This is a genomic window from Mesobacillus boroniphilus JCM 21738, assembly GCF_000517385.1.
In the GTDB taxonomy this organism is placed as follows: domain Bacteria; phylum Bacillota; class Bacilli; order Bacillales; family Cytobacillaceae; genus Mesobacillus; species Mesobacillus boroniphilus.
The window spans coordinates 70,967-87,136 of record NZ_BAUW01000001.1 but is presented as its reverse complement, the minus strand read 5'-3'; the positions used below and the strand labels follow the sequence as shown (position 1 = coordinate 87,136).

Below are 16,170 nucleotides of genomic sequence, written 5' to 3'. Positions count from 1 at the left end.
CCTAATTAGTTATTACAGAATTAACACTTAGAAATTGTTTAATAACATCAATTATGCCTTGATTTTGTTCCTTTGAGCCAATTGTGATCCTGACACAAGTAGGAAATCCAAGCGCTGTTCCGGAACGGATGATATATCCTCTTTCAAGCAGGTATTGAAATACCTCCTGACCATCCCTTTTAAAGTCAATCAGGATGAAATTTCCCTGTGACGGATAATAACTCAATCCAGCACTATCACAAAATTGGTAAAATTGCTCTAAACCAGCTTGATTTTCTATTTTGCATTCTTCAACAAAATTCTGGTCATCAAGTGCTGCCATGGCGGCAGCTTGAGCCAATGAGTTTACATTGAATGGCTCCCTGACAGGTTCAAGTGCTGAAATTGTTTCCTCATGGGCAATTCCATAACCAACCCTGAAGCTGGCAAGCCCGTATATTTTTGAAAAAGTTCTTAGGATAATTAAATTTTGGTATTGTTTAAGCAATCTCAAAGAATCATGATAATCTTCCGCATTCACATATTCGAAATAGGCTTCATCCAGCACAACAAGCACATGACTTGGCACACGTGCCATAAAAGCTGTCAATTCTTCTTCAGTTATATAAACACCCGTTGGATTATTCGGAGAGCATAACCAGACAACTGTGGTCCGATCATCAATAGCAGCAGCCATCCCATCTAAATCATGTGCACCATTCACCAATGGGATCTCCGCTATTTCACAACCTTCGATAATTCCATTATGTTTATACTGTGGAAATGTCGGGGCAGCCATCACAGTTTTTGTCTCAGGTGTGAGCAGGCCGCGGGCAATCATCTGGATAATTTCATCTGATCCGTTGCCAAGAATGACCTCACCTTCTTTAACACCAAGATGGTCTGCCAGATGTGTACGAAGTTCGGTGGCATAGCATCGGGATAAACTGAAAATTTACCAGCATATCCTGCAATTTCGTTTTTTACTTTTTCTGAAGATCCAAATGGATTCTCATTAGATGCCAATTTCACAATTTCTGATAGACCATACTGCCTTTTCACTTCGCTAATCGATTTACCAGGCTGGTATGGTTTTAGTTTTAAAAGCTGCTCTTTCCATCTCATCTTATCCACCTCGACTATTTTACTCTTTAATTCACTATCTAATTAAAGTGATAAAGAAGATGTATTTATCATACACTGTTTAGTGCTGCAGAAAAAGTATAAAGTTATAAATCAGGTCTAAGTCCAGCAGCTCCCTCAAGATAAATATGCCTGATTTCTTCCTGTGTTTTTTCAGTGTTGAAATGGATCATGACTCTGATGCACTTCTGTAGCGAGCCGGGGACGGATAATTCTTGCATGCACATGACTGGAACATAGGTCCAGCCATCCAAATTTCTTAAAGCTCTTGCCGGAAAGGCTGCATCAACATCATGAGTAGCAGAAATGAAAATGGAAGCAACTTCTTCCGGGGCAATATTATTGGAAGCGATAGCTTCTTTTAAAAGCCTTTCAGTCGCAGAAATGATTTCTTGCTCATCATTGTCGTTTACTGTAATAGCGCCTCTTACTCCCCTAATCATCTTACTCCCCCTTTTCTACAAACTTCTTCAGGTTCATCATCAATACTTTTTCATCTATTTCAATGAGTGCAGGAACTCCAATCTTCTCTAATAAAACGAAACGAATTGTATTGTTTACAGCTTTTTTATCTTGTTTCATCCTTTCGATCAACTGCACATTAGAAAGTCCGGCTGGGATTGAAGTTTCATACCCAAGATTCTTAAGCCAGATTTTGAATGCTTCTGTATTAAAATCAAGGCCAAGCAATTGTGTGCTCAGCTTAAGGGCAAATAGCATACCAATAGCTACTGCCGCACCGTGAGTTACTTTTCCATAACCTGCTTCAGCTTCAATTGCGTGGCCCAGTGTGTGCCCGAAATTTAAAAATGCACGGATTCCAGTTTCTTTTTCATCCTCTGCGATAACAGAACCTTTAACTTGGATGCCTTTTGTCAAAAACTTAAGCAACTTTGAGTCATTCATTTTATCCAAAGACTGAATTTCTTCCCTAAGCCAGTAATAGAAGTTTTCATCGCTTATCAACGAGTGCTTGATAACTTCAGCAAAGCCCGATCGGACTTCATGTTCAGGAAGTGTCTGGAGAAAATCCAGATCATAAATGACAGCCTCTGGCTGATGGAATGCTCCAATCATGTTCTTGCCTAATGGATGGTTGACCGCTACTTTCCCTCCCACCGCACTGTCATGTGCAAGAATAGTGGTCGGGACTTGTATGAAGCGAATGCCTCTCATATAAGTAGCGGCGACAAATCCTGCTAAATCTCCAACTGCCCCTCCACCAAAAGAGATAATCAGTGATTTCCTGTCAAGTTTATTTTCAAGTGCTGAAGAAAGGCAATCATTATATACATCGAAAGTTTTCGCTTGTTCACCTGACGGGACGATTTTTTCAACAATTCCTTCCAGAGCAGTATGTTCATGGAATGAATCAAGATGATACTTCGCCACTGTTTCATCAGTAATGACCATGATAGATGTGTAACTTTCTTCAGCATCTAGAATAATATCGCGTAATTGCTGAATAGCACCTTTTCCGATGTATACCGGATAGGATTTTGTGCTTGTATGGATATTCACTTTCTCCATCTTTAAAAATCCCTCGCAGTCCTTCTTTGCTCTTCAATTGATGCCTTCAATGTGTCAAATCGATCGGCGTAGAATTGTTCTACGATAGCAGAGGCAAGCTCCCAGGCAACAACGCTTTCCGCAACCACTGCCGCCGCCGGGACGGCACATGCATCAGAGCGTTCAATGCTCGCGGCAAAAGGTTCCTTTGACTCGATATCGACACTCATCAATGGCTTGTAAAGAGTCGGGATTGGTTTCATTACACCACGGACAACAATTGGCATGCCCGTTGTCATCCCGCCTTCAAGTCCTCCAAGCCTGTTCGTTTTCCGGTAGTAACCGCTTCCCTCTTCCCAGGCTATCTCGTCATGTACCTGGCTTCCAGGCCTGCTGGCAGCTTCGAAACCGATCCCAATCTCAACTCCTTTGAAAGCATTGATGCTCATAATGGCCGCAGCAAGCTTGCCATCAAGCTTGCGGTCATAATGAACATAGCTGCCCACTCCAGCGGGCATACCCTCTGCAATCACCTCGACAACACCGCCAATAGAGTCTCCATTTTGCTTAGCATTATCAATTGCTGCCATCATTTTCGTCCCTGCATCTGAATCGAAGCATCTGACTGGAGAAGCTTCTGTTATTTCTTTAAGCTGTTCCAGTGATGTGAAGTCTAGCTTTTCAGCTTTTACACCACCGATTTCAACAACATGGGCAACTAACTCGATGCCCAGCAGTGACAACAGTTTCTTTGCAGCAGCACCTGCTGCGACTCTGACGGTAGTTTCCCGGGCAGATGAACGTTCAAGAACATTTCTCATATCCCGATGTCCATATTTAATCGCGCCATTTAAGTCTGCGTGACCAGGACGAGGACGGGAAATTATCCTTTTCACTTCATCAGCGGATTGGCCTTCGAGCGGTTCCTGTCCCATAATCCCGGTCCAATGCTTCCAATCATTATTTTCAACAACCAGCGCTATCGGGGAACCTAATGTCTGTCCATGGCGAATTCCTGAGGTAATCTGCACCTGATCCTTTTCGATTTGCATCCTTCTTCCGCGTCCATAGCCTTTCTGCCGGCGGGCAAGCTCTTTGTTTATATCTTCTGCTACTAGCGGCATGCCTGCTGGCATCCCCTCTATAATGGTTGTTAGCTGCGGTCCATGTGATTCTCCCGCTGTTAAATATCTCATATACTTTCTCCCTTCAACTCGCTAAAGGATTTGTTTTACTATATCATACAGTTCAACAGAAATAAATTAAAAATTTCGAAATATGTATTATTCCTTTTCAAGAATGAAGTCATTTTATCATGAAGCATGTTGACTCGCAAAAAACAATCTTGCGTTAATCCAGTCTTGGCGCTTAACCTGCAGAAATTGAATCACATAACTTCAGCGAAAAAAGCAAGAAGGAGCAGGGAATCCCGGCTCCTCCATTTATTTCTTCCTGTAAAAGAAAGTATCTGCGGTTTCAAAATCATATGTAATAGGATTGAAAATCTGTTCAGTGCTTCCAACAAACAGAATCCCCCCCGGCCTTAATGCTGCGCTGAATTTTTGGTAAATGCTTTCCTTGGCCTCTTCGGTAAAATAAATGAGGACATTCCTGCAGACAATCAAGTCAAAAGGACCCCCGAAACGATCGGCAAGCAAATTTTGCTTTTTAAACGTAACAGTCTTCTTAATGTCATCTTCCACCGTGTAATAGGAACCATCCTGCCGAAAAAACTTTTTAACCATATCCTTAGGGGCTTCATTCAGCGATCTTTCTGCATAAACTCCGCGCCTCGCTTTTGCCATGACGTTTTCATCAATATCAGTTGCCAGGACCTGGATTCTCGATAATGGCATATGTTTTGACAGCACCATCGCCAATGTATAAGGTTCTTCTCCAGTGGAGCAAGCTGCACTCCAGATTTTCGGGTTCGGGTTTCTGCTTAACAACTCAGGCACTATCGATTTATCGAGGACTTCCCATCTTTTTGCGTTTCTATAAAACTCGGATACATTGATTGTCATCCGATCCAGAAATTCGTTCATGAGCTGCTGGTCTTTATCAAGTACCTGAAAGAATTCCTTGAAAGATGAGTAGCCTTTCTTTTGATAGAGTGAAGTCAACCTTCTTTTCATCTGGGCTTCTTTGTATAGAGCAAGGTTTATACCTGTCTTCTGATAGATTCTCGAGATAAAGTGTTCATAGTCTTGCGTCATCATTTTGCTCCTTATTTTTACTAGAAAAAGTTGGACATTTTCATTATATCGAAAAATAGGATTTTGGGTGATATATTTTTTCATATATCCGGAGTGCTATAAAACGTCCCGAAAAAGAAAAAGGACACTTGCTTTTCACAAGTGTCCGGAGTTTATTTATAGAATTGTCCAGCTCCAGCGCTTGTCAGTGCTGACCAAGCCGCTTAAGCTTTTCTTAGTAAACCCACTCGTTAATTGATTTGCTGTATTCAGCTAGTTCTTCTTGTTTGAAGAATAGTCCGATTTCACGCTCAGCGCTTTCTGGTGAGTCAGATCCGTGAATTACGTTCTTGCCTACAGTCACGCCGTAGTCGCCGCGGATTGTTCCAGGAGCTGCATCTTTAGGGTTAGTTGCACCCATCATCTGGCGTGCAGTAGCAATTACATTCTCTCCCTGCCATACCATAGCGAATACTGGTCCTGAAGTGATAAAGTCTACCAATTCGCCGAAGAATGGACGCTCTTTATGTTCGCCATAATGCTCTTCAGCAAGTTCTCTTGGGATGTTCATAAGTTTTGCGCCAACTAGCTGGAAGCCTTTCTTTTCGAAACGAGCTACAACTTCACCGATCAGGGTGCGTTGTACTCCGTCAGGCTTGACCATCAAATAAGTCTTTTCCATGAGTTCCACTCCTATTTCTTATATGTATGTGAACCGCTTACAAAAGCAATCCTTAGAAATAGTATCATTTTTTTGAAAAATCCGCAACTTGCTAATACCTGCGTTTCCCAATGAATTTTGCAATATCACGCAATGTCTTCTTTGCCTTATTGGATGGGAGCTCTTCAAGGATTTCAAGAGCTTTATCCAGATAGCGGTCACTGATCGCCAGTGATTTTTCAATCGCTCCTGACCCCTGAACAAGCTTCAGGATTTCATTCAGTTCTTCTCTTGGCACACCTTCATGGACAGTCTTGATTCGGCTGTTGATATACTCATCCTGCATTGCATACAGAACAGGAAGAGTAATATTCCCCTGGAGAAGATCTCCGCCAGCCGGCTTGCCTAGTTCCTTTTCTGTACCCGTGAAATCCAGCACGTCGTCAGTGATCTGGAAGGACATGCCGACATAGTAGCCAAACTTATATAATTTACGATGATCCTTCTCGGGAACTCCTGCCGCCACTGCACCAAGCTGGCAGCTCGCAGCAATAAGAAGAGCAGTCTTCCGCTTGATCCGCAGCAAATAATTACGCAGATTTTGATTAAAATTATATTTATCTTTTATTTGTTCGATTTCCCCCACACTTAATTCGACTATAGTATCTGAGAGAATCTGGTGTGCTTTCGGATTTTCAATGTCAGTTATAAGCTCCAGTGCCCTGGCAAAAATGTAATCCCCAGTATACATCGCAATCCTGTTATCCCATTTTGCTTTGATTGTCGCCTGTCCTCTACGCAATTCAGCATCGTCGATGACGTCATCGTGTACAAGGGAGGCCATATGGATGAGCTCCAGGGAGACTGCGACGTCCTTGATGATTTCAATATCATAATTACCGAATTTCCCGCCAAGGAGAACAAAAACGGGCCTAATCCGTTTCCCGCCAGCCTTAAGCAAATGGAGGCTTGCCTGTCTGAGCAGCTGGGAATCCGCCTGGATTGCTTTTTCCAGCTCTCTTTCAATCAATGTCAGATCAGAATTCAAATATGTATATAATAGCTTCATCTTCATATTTATCCACCCAGCTTTTACATCCTCGATATCCATTGATGTAACTGCAACATTTTCCTTTCCGCAGCCTCAATGCAATCAGGAGATTTCTTATATGCTTGGAGCTTTACATCGAGTCCAGCTAAAAAGTTTACTTTCTCTTGAAACCAATCTCGATACAGGTCACTCCGTTAATCCGGAAAAAAGCGACAACACTAAATTAAAACAGGCTGACCTTCCTTGCCGAGCGAAAAAGAAAAAGGCAGCCATTGTCTATTGTATATAGTATCAGATTGTCTATTCACCTGAAAGAATGGTCCAGCTCGAGCGCATTGCCAGCTTTCGGCTTAGAAACGGCTTCGATTATCGAGAGAAGCCACTCTAGGCGTTGTTTTTTACCAGTACGCATGCGCTTTTCTTATTTGCGGCCGATATGCACGGCTGCTACTCCACCGCTATATGGTTTATATTCAACGTTCACGAATCCTGCTTCAGAAAACATTTTCGCCAGTTCTTTCATGCCTGGGAAATCCTTTGCGGATTCCTGGAGCCAGGAATACTCATCATAGCTCTTCGCGAACAGTTTGCCGAACATCGGCATGATAAACCTGAAGTACAATCTGTAAGCCTGCTTAAATCCTGGCATTGTTGGCTGTGAAGTTTCCAGGCATACTGCCATTCCTCCCGGCTTAAGGACTCTGTACATTTCACGAAGCACTTGATTGTAATCAGGGACATTCCTTAAACCAAAACCAATTGTGACATAGTCAAAGCTATTATCCTCAAAAGGGAGCTCCATTGCGTTCCCATGGATTAGTGTTGCCTGATCCAAATTGCGGGCCCGCAATTTCTCTTCGCCAATCTTAAGCATATTTTTGCTGAAATCAAGTCCGACCACTTCGCCATCTTTGCCTGCTGCTTCTGCAAGCGCAATTGTCCAATCAGCGGTGCCACAGCACACATCAAGTGCTTTGGCTCCTTTTGGGACATTCATCTTTTTCATTGTGTCATTACGCCATTTAATATGCTGCTGAAAACTGATGACAGAATTCATCTGGTCGTAATTTTCATAGATTTTTTCAAAGACTCCATGAACACGTTGTTCTTTCGATTGCTGCATTGCATTACCCTTCTTCCGCGAAATTTTTAGACATGGTCTGGTGCTGCCCGGAGATCAGGTCTAACCGTTCTATCAGCAAGCTGTTCATCCCTGGCAGCTTTTTTAACGCTGCATTAATCTTCGTCATTGAAAATTCAATATATCGTGTGCAAATTGTTAAAAGGTATTTTTGCTGTTCAGAAGAAATTTCAGTTGGACTCTGGTCCATTATTGGCAAAGCAATTTTTTTCAGCGCATTGAAAACCAGCGAACTGCCGTTTTTAATGAACTTCGTTTCTTCAGATAGCATCCTCTTGACAAAAAGCCAGTTAGAAGCAAATTCAAACCATTCAGCCGCATCAAAATGATCAGCGACCTTGCCTAAAAGAGACGACTCAATTAATTTAACACTTTCCATTAACTTATCGATCGCTTCAGTTTCTTTTTGATACAGCGAAATTTTATGCTCATTGACTTCTTTTACACCTGAAGCCAATCGCTTGATCATTTCTATATCATCCATATCAGCCAACAGCTTGTAATATAGTCCGCTGAAATAAATCCCAGCTAGAACTGTCAACTGGCGGCGCTTATGGGTTTCATCATCTTCACCTGCTTGTGAATTGCGGACATGCTCATGGGTATCAAGGGCAATTTGCAGGAGCATTGCGGTCACAGTGTAATTCTTTGCTCTTTCCTGATCTACTTCCTGCTGTTCCAGCAAGGAAGTAAGCAACAAGAGCCGATCATCATCTATAAAAGGTGATTCTACATACTCCAGCAAATAAGGATGTGAAAGTTTTTCGAGAAGAAGCTCTCTGGTGCCGTCTAATTTGTTTTGTAAATCTAGCAAATAAATCACCCTTGTTCCCCTTATTTATATTGGATTGCCGGCGACGTGCACAACATTGTTTTAATCAGGAAAGCCAGCCGTATATGGTGAGCTGGTCTATTTCAAAACAGACATAAAAAAAGCGCCTAAATAACTAGTTTGCAGTTGTACCGAACATTCCAAGGCAGTGACAATTATAACACAAATAGTGAAAACATGAACGGGATATTATAAATTAAACACTATTTGCGATGAATTGAGCTTGATTTTGTAACAAAATAGTTGATTTTGGATTTAATTACTTCTTCTCACTCACTATTTCACCGAATGGTGTGACAATTTTTGCATGTCCCCTGATTTTAATGGCTGATGTATGTTCTGTGAACTGGGCAATCATCACTTCTCCCTGATCAAGCTTCTCTGAATGGTGGAATCGAGTGTCTGTTCCTCTTGTTAGACCAATCACGTTTACACCGTCCTCGATGGCTTTGATTACTACATAGTCCGTGTTTACACCTTGTTTCTTATCCATTATTATCCCCCTTACAGGAAAGAATATGTCGAGCCTGGGACGTATCCGTTAAGTCACAGTTATGTTTTTTAAGATATAGCAAAAGGCTAAAAGAATTCCTTTCAGCCTTCGACAACTTTTGGGTATTGCTTACGAAAAACTTTATTGGCAAGAATCTCTAGCCTTTAATCAAAGAGAGAATTTCAGCCCTTGCGTATACATCTTCTGCTAGAGTTCCTCTTACAGCAGATGTAACTGTTTTTGAGCCAGGTTTCTTGACTCCTCTCATTGTCATGCACATATGTTCCGCTTCTACCACTACCATGACACCATGGGGATCTAGCTTTTCCATTATGGAATTCGCAATAGTAGAAGTGATCCTTTCCTGTAACTGAGGTCTTTTCGCTACTGCTTCCACAGCTCTTGCAAGCTTGCTGAGTCCTGTAACCTTGCCTCCACGCGGAATGTATGCGACATGTGCTTTGCCGAAGAAAGGAACCAAGTGATGCTCACACATTGAATAGAAAGGGATATCCTTAACCAGGACCAGTTCCTCATGGTCCTCACCAAAAATGGTGTCAAAATATTCCTTAGGATCCTGATTCAACCCCGAAAAAACTTCCTCATACATCTTCGCGACCCGCTTGGGAGTATCAAGTAAACCTTCCCTGTTTAGGTCTTCACCGACTGCCTCTAATATTAAACGCACCGCTTCTTCGATTTGGGCACGATTGACGTTTGACATCTGCGTTCCTCCTATGATCCGACAAACTCATTATAATCTTGCATAGTTAAGCAACTAATTGATTATAATATTTTCATCTTAGCATAACCAATTCTCAGCAGGCAAAACTTAATATTCCATAACATAGAAAAAAGGCCGCGAACAGGTCACGGCCTTTAGGGTTTAGCATACGCTCAGTGCGTCGTATGTAATTATTTCACTGCATCCTTAAGCGCTTTGCCAGGTTTGAAAGCAGGCACCTTGCTTGCAGAGATTTCGATTTCATCACCAGTTTGTGGGTTGCGTCCTTTACGGGCAGCGCGCTCACGAACTTCGAAGTTACCAAAACCGATTAATTGTACTTTGTCCCCATCTTTTAATGCATTTAAGATTGAATCAAAAACAGCGTCAACTGCTTTGGTTGCATCTTTCTTAGAAAGCTCACTAGCTTCTGCAACTGCATTGATAAGTTCTGTTTTGTTCATGCCATTCACCTCCTCCCAAAGAAATCCCATTGCTCAGAAATTAAGCACCTTACTACATTTCTAAACAAAACATATGAATTCTATACGTTGCTGGAAGATTTTATTATCAAAGTTTTAAAAAAACTATGATAAAGAAACCATAAATTGCTTGAAACCCTGATATATAAGGGTTTGTAAGCTACAACGCTAATTCTGTTAAAAGATTATCATAATGTTTTACTCTTATCAAGATAATTTCAAGAAATAATGGGAATCTTTTCTTCTTTGAAACATAATTGTAATATGTTGACCCTCATTTATTACCCGTAATAGGCTGTATCAAACATACAATAATGAATTTTATGCCTTTTCTCCTAATTCCGCAAGCAGCCAACAAGGTCTTTACTCATAATTCACTGACAGGAAGTTATATTAGAAGATTAATTTTGGTCCAAAGTTACTTGTAAATAACTAGATAGAGTGAATGTCTTTATCAGACAAAACAAAAAGACTCCCAAAAGGAGTCCAAATTATAATATGATTGCTATTAGTCCACCGGAACCTTCGTTGATGATTCTTTCCAGCGTCTCTTTTAATTTATATCGTGCATTTTCTGGCATCAGGCTCAATTTTGCCGAAATTCCTTCTCTGACAATCGAGCTTAAGCTTCTTCCAAAGATATCAGAATTCCAGATTGACAGCGGATCATCTTCAAAATCCTGCATCAAGTAGCGGACGAGCTCTTCACTTTGTTTCTCAGTACCAATTATTGGTGAGAATTCGGATTCTACGTCCACCTTGATCATATGGATTGAAGGGGCTACGGCTCTTAATCGAACACCGAAGCGTGCTCCCTGGCGGATAATTTCTGGCTCTTCCAGGCTCATGTCCGTCAGTGAAGGTGAAGCAATGCCATATCCCGTCTGCTTAACCATTTTAAGCGCATCAGAAATCTGGTCAAACTCTGTTTTTGCATATGCAAACTCCTGCATCAGCTCAAGCAAGTGATCCTTGCCACGGATCTCTACGCCTACAATTTCTTTAAGAATCTCGTCATAAAGATCATCCGGAGCAAACAGGTCGATTTCAGCTATACCCTGGCCCATTTCAATACCCGCCAGACCAGCCCTATCGATGTACTCAAAATCGCTGAATTGATGGACAACCCTGTCTACATCACGCAGCCTCTTAATGTCCTTCACAGTCTCCTTGACAGCTTCCTGATAGCTCTCACGCAACCAGTGGTTTTCGCGGAGCACCATTACCCAGCTTGGCAGATTGACGTTCACTTCTAAGACAGGGAATTCGTAAAGTGCTTCCCTCATAACGTTGAGAACATCTGATTCCCGCATGCTTTCGACACTCATCGCAAGCACAGAATATCATATTTATCAGCCAATTGGGAACGAAGAGTTTCCGTATTTGGGTGATACGGCTGGGCGCTGTTGATTACCATAATGAACGGCTTGCGACTTCCTTTAGTTCCTCAATTACTCTTTCCTCTGCCTCAATATAATCTTGTCTTGGGATCTCCCCAATTGTCCCATCAGTCGTAATGACGACACCGAGGGTAGAATGTTCCTGAATAACCTTCCTTGTTCCAATTTCAGCTGCTTCATGAAAAGGGATTGGTTCTTCATACCAAGGCGTATTGATCATCCTTGGCCCATTCTCATCCTCATAACCCTTCGCTCCCGGCACTGTGTACCCTACGCAATCTACGAGCCTGATATTTACATCCAGACCATCATCAACGTGCACAGATGCTGCCTGGTTAGGCACGAATTTCGGTTCAGTGGTCATGATTGTTTTACCTGCTGCACTCTGTGGAAGCTCATCAAGAGCTCTGGCCCTTTCAGCCTCGTTATTGATATTAGGTAAAACCACCAGCTCCATAAATTTTTTGATAAAAGTGGATTTTCCAGTGCGGACCGCACCTACAACCCCCAGGTAAATATCACCGCCAGTCCTCTCGGCAATATCCTTAAAAATATCTACCTTTTCCAAGTGATCCCCTCCCGATCATAGAGTTAGTGGGAATAAATTCATCCAAATTAATAATCTGGGACAGTATATATTTATGATGTTGTCCTATATCAATATGACAATTTTTTATTTTTTTACCCCCTTAATTTTAATTTCAAAAAAGACTCCCTCAATTCCCATTTATGAGAACAATCGATATCTTTTTAAAGACAAAAAAACCCTACTTCTACAATATATTTTGCAGAAACAGGGTTATGACAAATTTATTAGAAATGCCAAAGCTCATAGTTCGCCCATACAATCGTAGAGCTGTGAACTTCCTATCTTATTCCTTTATTAAAAAGACCGGTTCATTGGTCTCTTTATCAATCGTATATGGCAAAGAGTATGCTGGTACGAACATGGAATTATCTACGAGAATGTCTCGGATATCCTCACCCTTTGCCAGCTCTTTCTTTGACGATTTAATAGCCTGGTAAAGGTCACTCCGGTAATCTACATAAATTTCGCCATCAGTCGAAATGATAAAATGCAGGTTCTGGTTTGTAAATGGGCTTACAACGACAGGCTCTTCTTTATAGCCAATCTTTTTAAAATCAAGAGTATACACATTTTCTGCGATCTGTTCCTTAAAAGGTGGATATCCAGATGCATTGATTCTCATTTTTATCTCACGGATTGTCTCTGCCATTCTCAAATCGAGGAGCTTCACTGTTGGATCTGTTTCAGCATCTACAAGGACATATTGAAACAAGCCTCCATTTTCATATGCGTTACCTGGTGCCTCAGCAATAAATCTTGGAACGATTTTTTTGAAATCTATTGGATACTTTTGATAAATCGGTGTCTCTAAATCCTTTGTCTTGATTGGCAGCAAGCCGCCATTTGCATCCTTGTACTGGTCTACAGCAGACTGGACACTATCAAGCTGGTCCTTATAGGGAACCTGATTCTGTACAAGTTTTTCTTCCGGATATATACAGCCAGTTAATGTGAGTAATACCAGGATGACTGGCATAAAAAGACGGATTTTGTTCATTGATCCCAACCCTTTAATCCTATGTATTTTATTCGCTCGTCGGACCGCTGAAAACAACAAAAAAGATTATCAGCCCTGCCAAGATCATCAACACATAGGCGATGATCGCCGTTGCAATTTTGAAGAAACCTTTTAACTTATAACGGCTTAAATAGATGGCAAACAAAGACAGAATCATACTGCCCATGCCAACAAAAGAAATATACATTTTCAATAATGCAGGTGACAAAATAAACCCCTCCCTTTTCCGAGAAGTATTATATCATATGAAGCAATTATGGAAGCAAAAAAGCTGAAGTAAAGAAGGGGCGGACAACTTTACCTCAGCCTACATGACTAAATACCCTAACACCCAGTTCAAACCACCAGTTTGCTTCGTTGCATCTTATGCAAGCGGTGCAGAAATCGCATCCTCGAATGCCTATATTGGCAATATTATTCATCAGAAAATTTTTAACTTAGATTTTACCTCCGAGGATGTCAGCCAGGTCTTCCATCTCGTGGGTTTTTTCTCGGGACATCAACCCATCAACAGCGTCCTTCGGATTGATGTCATTGAAAAGGATATTATATAGCGCATTAGTAATCGGCATATTGACTGCATATTTTTCAGCGAGCTGGTATGCCGCCTTCGTCGTCCTTACACCTTCTACGACCATCCCCATGTTCTCAAGGACCTCATCAAGGTTATGGCCCTTGCCAAGCAGATTTCCAGCCCGCCAGTTCCTGGAATGGACGCTCGTACAAGTGACAATCAAATCCCCTATCCCTGTCAATCCTGAAAAAGTTAATGGGCGGGCGCCCATTTTGACACCAAGCCGGGCTATTTCAGCGAGTCCCCTGGTAATCAAAGCAGCCTTGGCATTATCTCCGTAACCTAATCCATCTGAAATCCCGGCTGCAAGAGCAATTATATTCTTAAGTGCCCCTCCAATTTCCACACCGATTAAATCCGGATTTGTGTATACTCTAAAGTTATTGTTGATAAACAAATCCTGGATTTTTTCGGCTTCTTCCATATTTTTCGAGGAAACAGTAACAGTCGTCGGATGGCGCAAGCTCACCTCTTCGGCATGGCTTGGACCGGATAAGACTACAACGCTTTCTAATAAGCCCTCAAGCATTTCTTCTTCAATCATTTCAGAAATGCGAAGCAAGGAGTCCGGTTCGATCCCTTTGCTGACGTGGACAATTACCAAGGATTCAGAAGTAATCTCAGTCATCTTTCGGATTACTTCACGGATTGCTTTAGTAGGGAGAGCCAAAATTACTGTTTTGATCCCTGCCAGTGCCTCCTGAAGTGAAGAATACCCAATGATGGTTGCAGGCAGAGAAATTTCAGGAAGGTATTTCTTATTGGTATGGTGATGGTTGATTTCATCGATTTGCACTGGATTGTGCCCCCAAAGACGAACTTCATGACCATTGTCAGCGAGGACCATAGCCAAAGCCGTTCCCCAGCTTCCAGCACCAAGAACAGCTATTTTCTCACTCTTCCTTTCCATTAAATCACAACCTTTATATTATTTTCTTTGTCTCGCGAAAATCTTGATAGGAGTGCCTGTGAAATCAAAGGCATCCCTGATCCTGTTTTCAAGGAATCGCTCATAAGAAAAATGCATTAATTCAGGTTCGTTGACAAAGACAACAAAAGTAGGCGGTTTTACCGATACCTGTGTAGCATAATAAATTTTAAGTCTCTTCCCTTTGTCTGTTGGTGTCGGATTCATCGCAACAGCGTCCATGATGACTTCATTCAGGATATTGGTCTGCACCCTCATTGCATGGTTTTCACTTGCCATATCAATCATCGGCATCAATGTGTGGATCCGTTTCTTTGTTTTTGCCGATAAGAAAACAATTGGTGCATAGCTCAGGAATTGGAAGTGAGCACGGATTTTCTCCTCAAACTCCTTCATTGTCTTTTCATCTTTTTCAATTGCATCCCATTTGTTTACAACAATGATAACTGCGCGGCCTGCTTCCTCGGCATAGCCGGCGATGTGCTTATCCTGTTCGATAATACCTTCTTCGGCATTAATCACAATAAGGACAACATCGGAGCGTTCGATCGCCCTTAAAGCCCTTAAAACACTGTATTTTTCAGTCGTTTCATACACTTTTCCTTTTTTGCGCATACCCGCGGTATCAATAATGACATACTTTTGCCCATCGTAGGTTACTTGCGAGTCAATCGCGTCTCGAGTTGTACCCGCGATATCACTGACAATAACACGGTCTTCTCCAATAATCGCATTGACCAAAGAAGATTTCCCTACATTTGGCCGGCCAATCAATGAAAATTTGATCGCATCTTTATCATACTCGTCTTCCTTATACTTTGGAAAATACTTTGCCGCTTCATCCAGCAAATCACCTAAACCCAGCCCATGGGAGCCTGAAATCGGGAAAGGTTCTCCAAATCCCAGAGCATAAAAGTCGTAAATCATGTCTCTCATTTCCGGGTTGTCAATTTTATTGACTGCGAGGACAACTGGCTTGTTGGAACGATAAAGGATTCTGGCCACTTCTTCATCCGCAGATGTTACTCCCTCCCTGCCATTCACAAGAAAAATGATAACATCTGCCTCATCAATCGCAATTTCTGCCTGCTGGCGGATTTGATCCAAAAACGGCTCGTCCCCTAAATCAATCCCGCCAGTATCAATAATATTAAAATCATGTGTCAGCCATTCAGCTGAACTGTATATACGATCCCTCGTTACTCCAGGAATATCTTCAACGATCGAAATACGTTCACCAACGATTCGGTTAAAAATCGTAGACTTGCCGACATTCGGACGCCCAACGATAGCTACCACTGGTTTCGTCATGAACATCACCCTTTCAAAATTCTATTGTGCAGGTCAATGACCTGAGCCATAACAATTTCAAACTCAAAATTCTATAGTTCTCATTATTAATTTAATGCCTTGAAGACACTTATAAAATAAACCCTTCTTGATATACAGAA

At 41.8% G+C, this 16,170-nt stretch carries 16 protein-coding genes and 2 pseudogenes; 1 reads left to right on the top strand and 17 read right to left on the bottom strand.

Features of this window, described 5'->3' with window-relative positions:
- Nucleotide 1 precedes the first annotated feature (1 nt).
- The 7 genes and pseudogenes from hisC to hepT form a co-directional block, all read right to left on the bottom strand.
- Nucleotides 2-1,104, bottom strand: a pseudogene (gene hisC / locus JCM21738_RS00500) (histidinol-phosphate transaminase).
- A gap of 104 nt (nt 1,105-1,208) precedes the next feature.
- Nucleotides 1,209-1,565, bottom strand: coding sequence for a chorismate mutase (gene aroH, locus JCM21738_RS00495; protein ID WP_023627544.1), 357 nt, complete (start codon nt 1,563-1,565; stop codon nt 1,209-1,211).
- Nucleotide 1,566: 1 nt separating this feature from the next.
- Nucleotides 1,567-2,652, bottom strand: coding sequence for a 3-dehydroquinate synthase (gene aroB / locus JCM21738_RS00490; RefSeq protein ID WP_023627543.1), 1,086 nt, complete (start codon nt 2,650-2,652; stop codon nt 1,567-1,569).
- Between the two features lie 2 nt (nt 2,653-2,654).
- Nucleotides 2,655-3,827, bottom strand: coding sequence for a chorismate synthase (gene aroC / locus JCM21738_RS00485; RefSeq protein ID WP_023627542.1), 1,173 nt, complete (start codon nt 3,825-3,827; stop codon nt 2,655-2,657).
- A gap of 246 nt (nt 3,828-4,073) precedes the next feature.
- The gene (locus tag JCM21738_RS00480; RefSeq protein ID WP_023627541.1) at nt 4,074-4,847 is read right to left on the bottom strand and encodes a CheR family methyltransferase; all 774 of its coding nucleotides are present in this window, start codon (nt 4,845-4,847) and stop codon (nt 4,074-4,076) included.
- Between the two features lie 214 nt (nt 4,848-5,061).
- Nucleotides 5,062-5,508: a nucleoside-diphosphate kinase gene (ndk, locus tag JCM21738_RS00475; protein WP_023627540.1), complete on the bottom strand. Its 447-nt coding sequence runs from the start codon at nt 5,506-5,508 to the stop codon at nt 5,062-5,064.
- A gap of 91 nt (nt 5,509-5,599) precedes the next feature.
- Nucleotides 5,600-6,562 carry a heptaprenyl diphosphate synthase component II gene (gene hepT / locus JCM21738_RS00470; RefSeq protein WP_031308442.1) on the bottom strand — a complete coding sequence of 321 codons (963 nt, stop codon included), beginning with the start codon at nt 6,560-6,562 and terminating at the stop codon, nt 5,600-5,602.
- 94 nt (nt 6,563-6,656) lie between these two features.
- Here hepT and JCM21738_RS24090 point away from each other — a divergent pair, with 94 nt between their 5' ends.
- Nucleotides 6,657-6,827, top strand: a complete 171-nt coding sequence (locus tag JCM21738_RS24090; protein ID WP_023627538.1) for a hypothetical protein — start codon at nt 6,657-6,659, stop codon at nt 6,825-6,827.
- Between the two features lie 132 nt (nt 6,828-6,959).
- Here JCM21738_RS24090 and JCM21738_RS00465 read toward each other — a convergent pair whose 3' ends face one another.
- From JCM21738_RS00465 to der, 10 genes and pseudogenes are all read right to left on the bottom strand, one after another.
- A complete protein-coding gene (locus JCM21738_RS00465; protein WP_023627537.1) occupies nt 6,960-7,661 on the bottom strand; it encodes a demethylmenaquinone methyltransferase in 702 nt (233 codons plus the stop codon).
- A 4-nt stretch (nt 7,662-7,665) separates the two neighbouring features.
- Nucleotides 7,666-8,502: a heptaprenyl diphosphate synthase component 1 gene (locus tag JCM21738_RS00460; RefSeq protein WP_023627536.1), complete on the bottom strand. Its 837-nt coding sequence runs from the start codon at nt 8,500-8,502 to the stop codon at nt 7,666-7,668.
- Between the two features lie 268 nt (nt 8,503-8,770).
- Nucleotides 8,771-9,004, bottom strand: a complete 234-nt coding sequence (gene mtrB, locus JCM21738_RS00455; protein ID WP_023627535.1) for a trp RNA-binding attenuation protein MtrB — start codon at nt 9,002-9,004, stop codon at nt 8,771-8,773.
- 157 nt (nt 9,005-9,161) lie between these two features.
- Nucleotides 9,162-9,728, bottom strand: coding sequence for a GTP cyclohydrolase I FolE (gene folE, locus JCM21738_RS00450; protein WP_023627534.1), 567 nt, complete (start codon nt 9,726-9,728; stop codon nt 9,162-9,164).
- Nucleotides 9,729-9,919: 191 nt separating this feature from the next.
- Nucleotides 9,920-10,192, bottom strand: coding sequence for a non-specific DNA-binding protein Hbs (gene hbs, locus JCM21738_RS00445; protein WP_023627533.1), 273 nt, complete (start codon nt 10,190-10,192; stop codon nt 9,920-9,922).
- Between the two features lie 509 nt (nt 10,193-10,701).
- Nucleotides 10,702-12,178 (bottom strand): annotated as a pseudogene (gene spoIVA / locus JCM21738_RS00440) (stage IV sporulation protein A).
- 304 nt (nt 12,179-12,482) lie between these two features.
- A complete protein-coding gene (locus tag JCM21738_RS00435; RefSeq protein ID WP_023627531.1) occupies nt 12,483-13,196 on the bottom strand; it encodes a YphF family lipoprotein in 714 nt (237 codons plus the stop codon).
- Between the two features lie 28 nt (nt 13,197-13,224).
- Nucleotides 13,225-13,425, bottom strand: a complete 201-nt coding sequence (locus JCM21738_RS00430; protein ID WP_023627530.1) for a DUF2768 domain-containing protein — start codon at nt 13,423-13,425, stop codon at nt 13,225-13,227.
- A 229-nt stretch (nt 13,426-13,654) separates the two neighbouring features.
- Complete coding sequence (locus JCM21738_RS00425) at nt 13,655-14,701, bottom strand: NAD(P)H-dependent glycerol-3-phosphate dehydrogenase (protein ID WP_023627529.1); 1,047 nt, start codon at nt 14,699-14,701, stop codon at nt 13,655-13,657.
- 18 nt (nt 14,702-14,719) lie between these two features.
- Complete coding sequence (gene der / locus JCM21738_RS00420) at nt 14,720-16,030, bottom strand: ribosome biogenesis GTPase Der (protein WP_023627528.1); 1,311 nt, start codon at nt 16,028-16,030, stop codon at nt 14,720-14,722.
- Between the last annotated feature and the right edge of the window lie 140 nt (nt 16,031-16,170).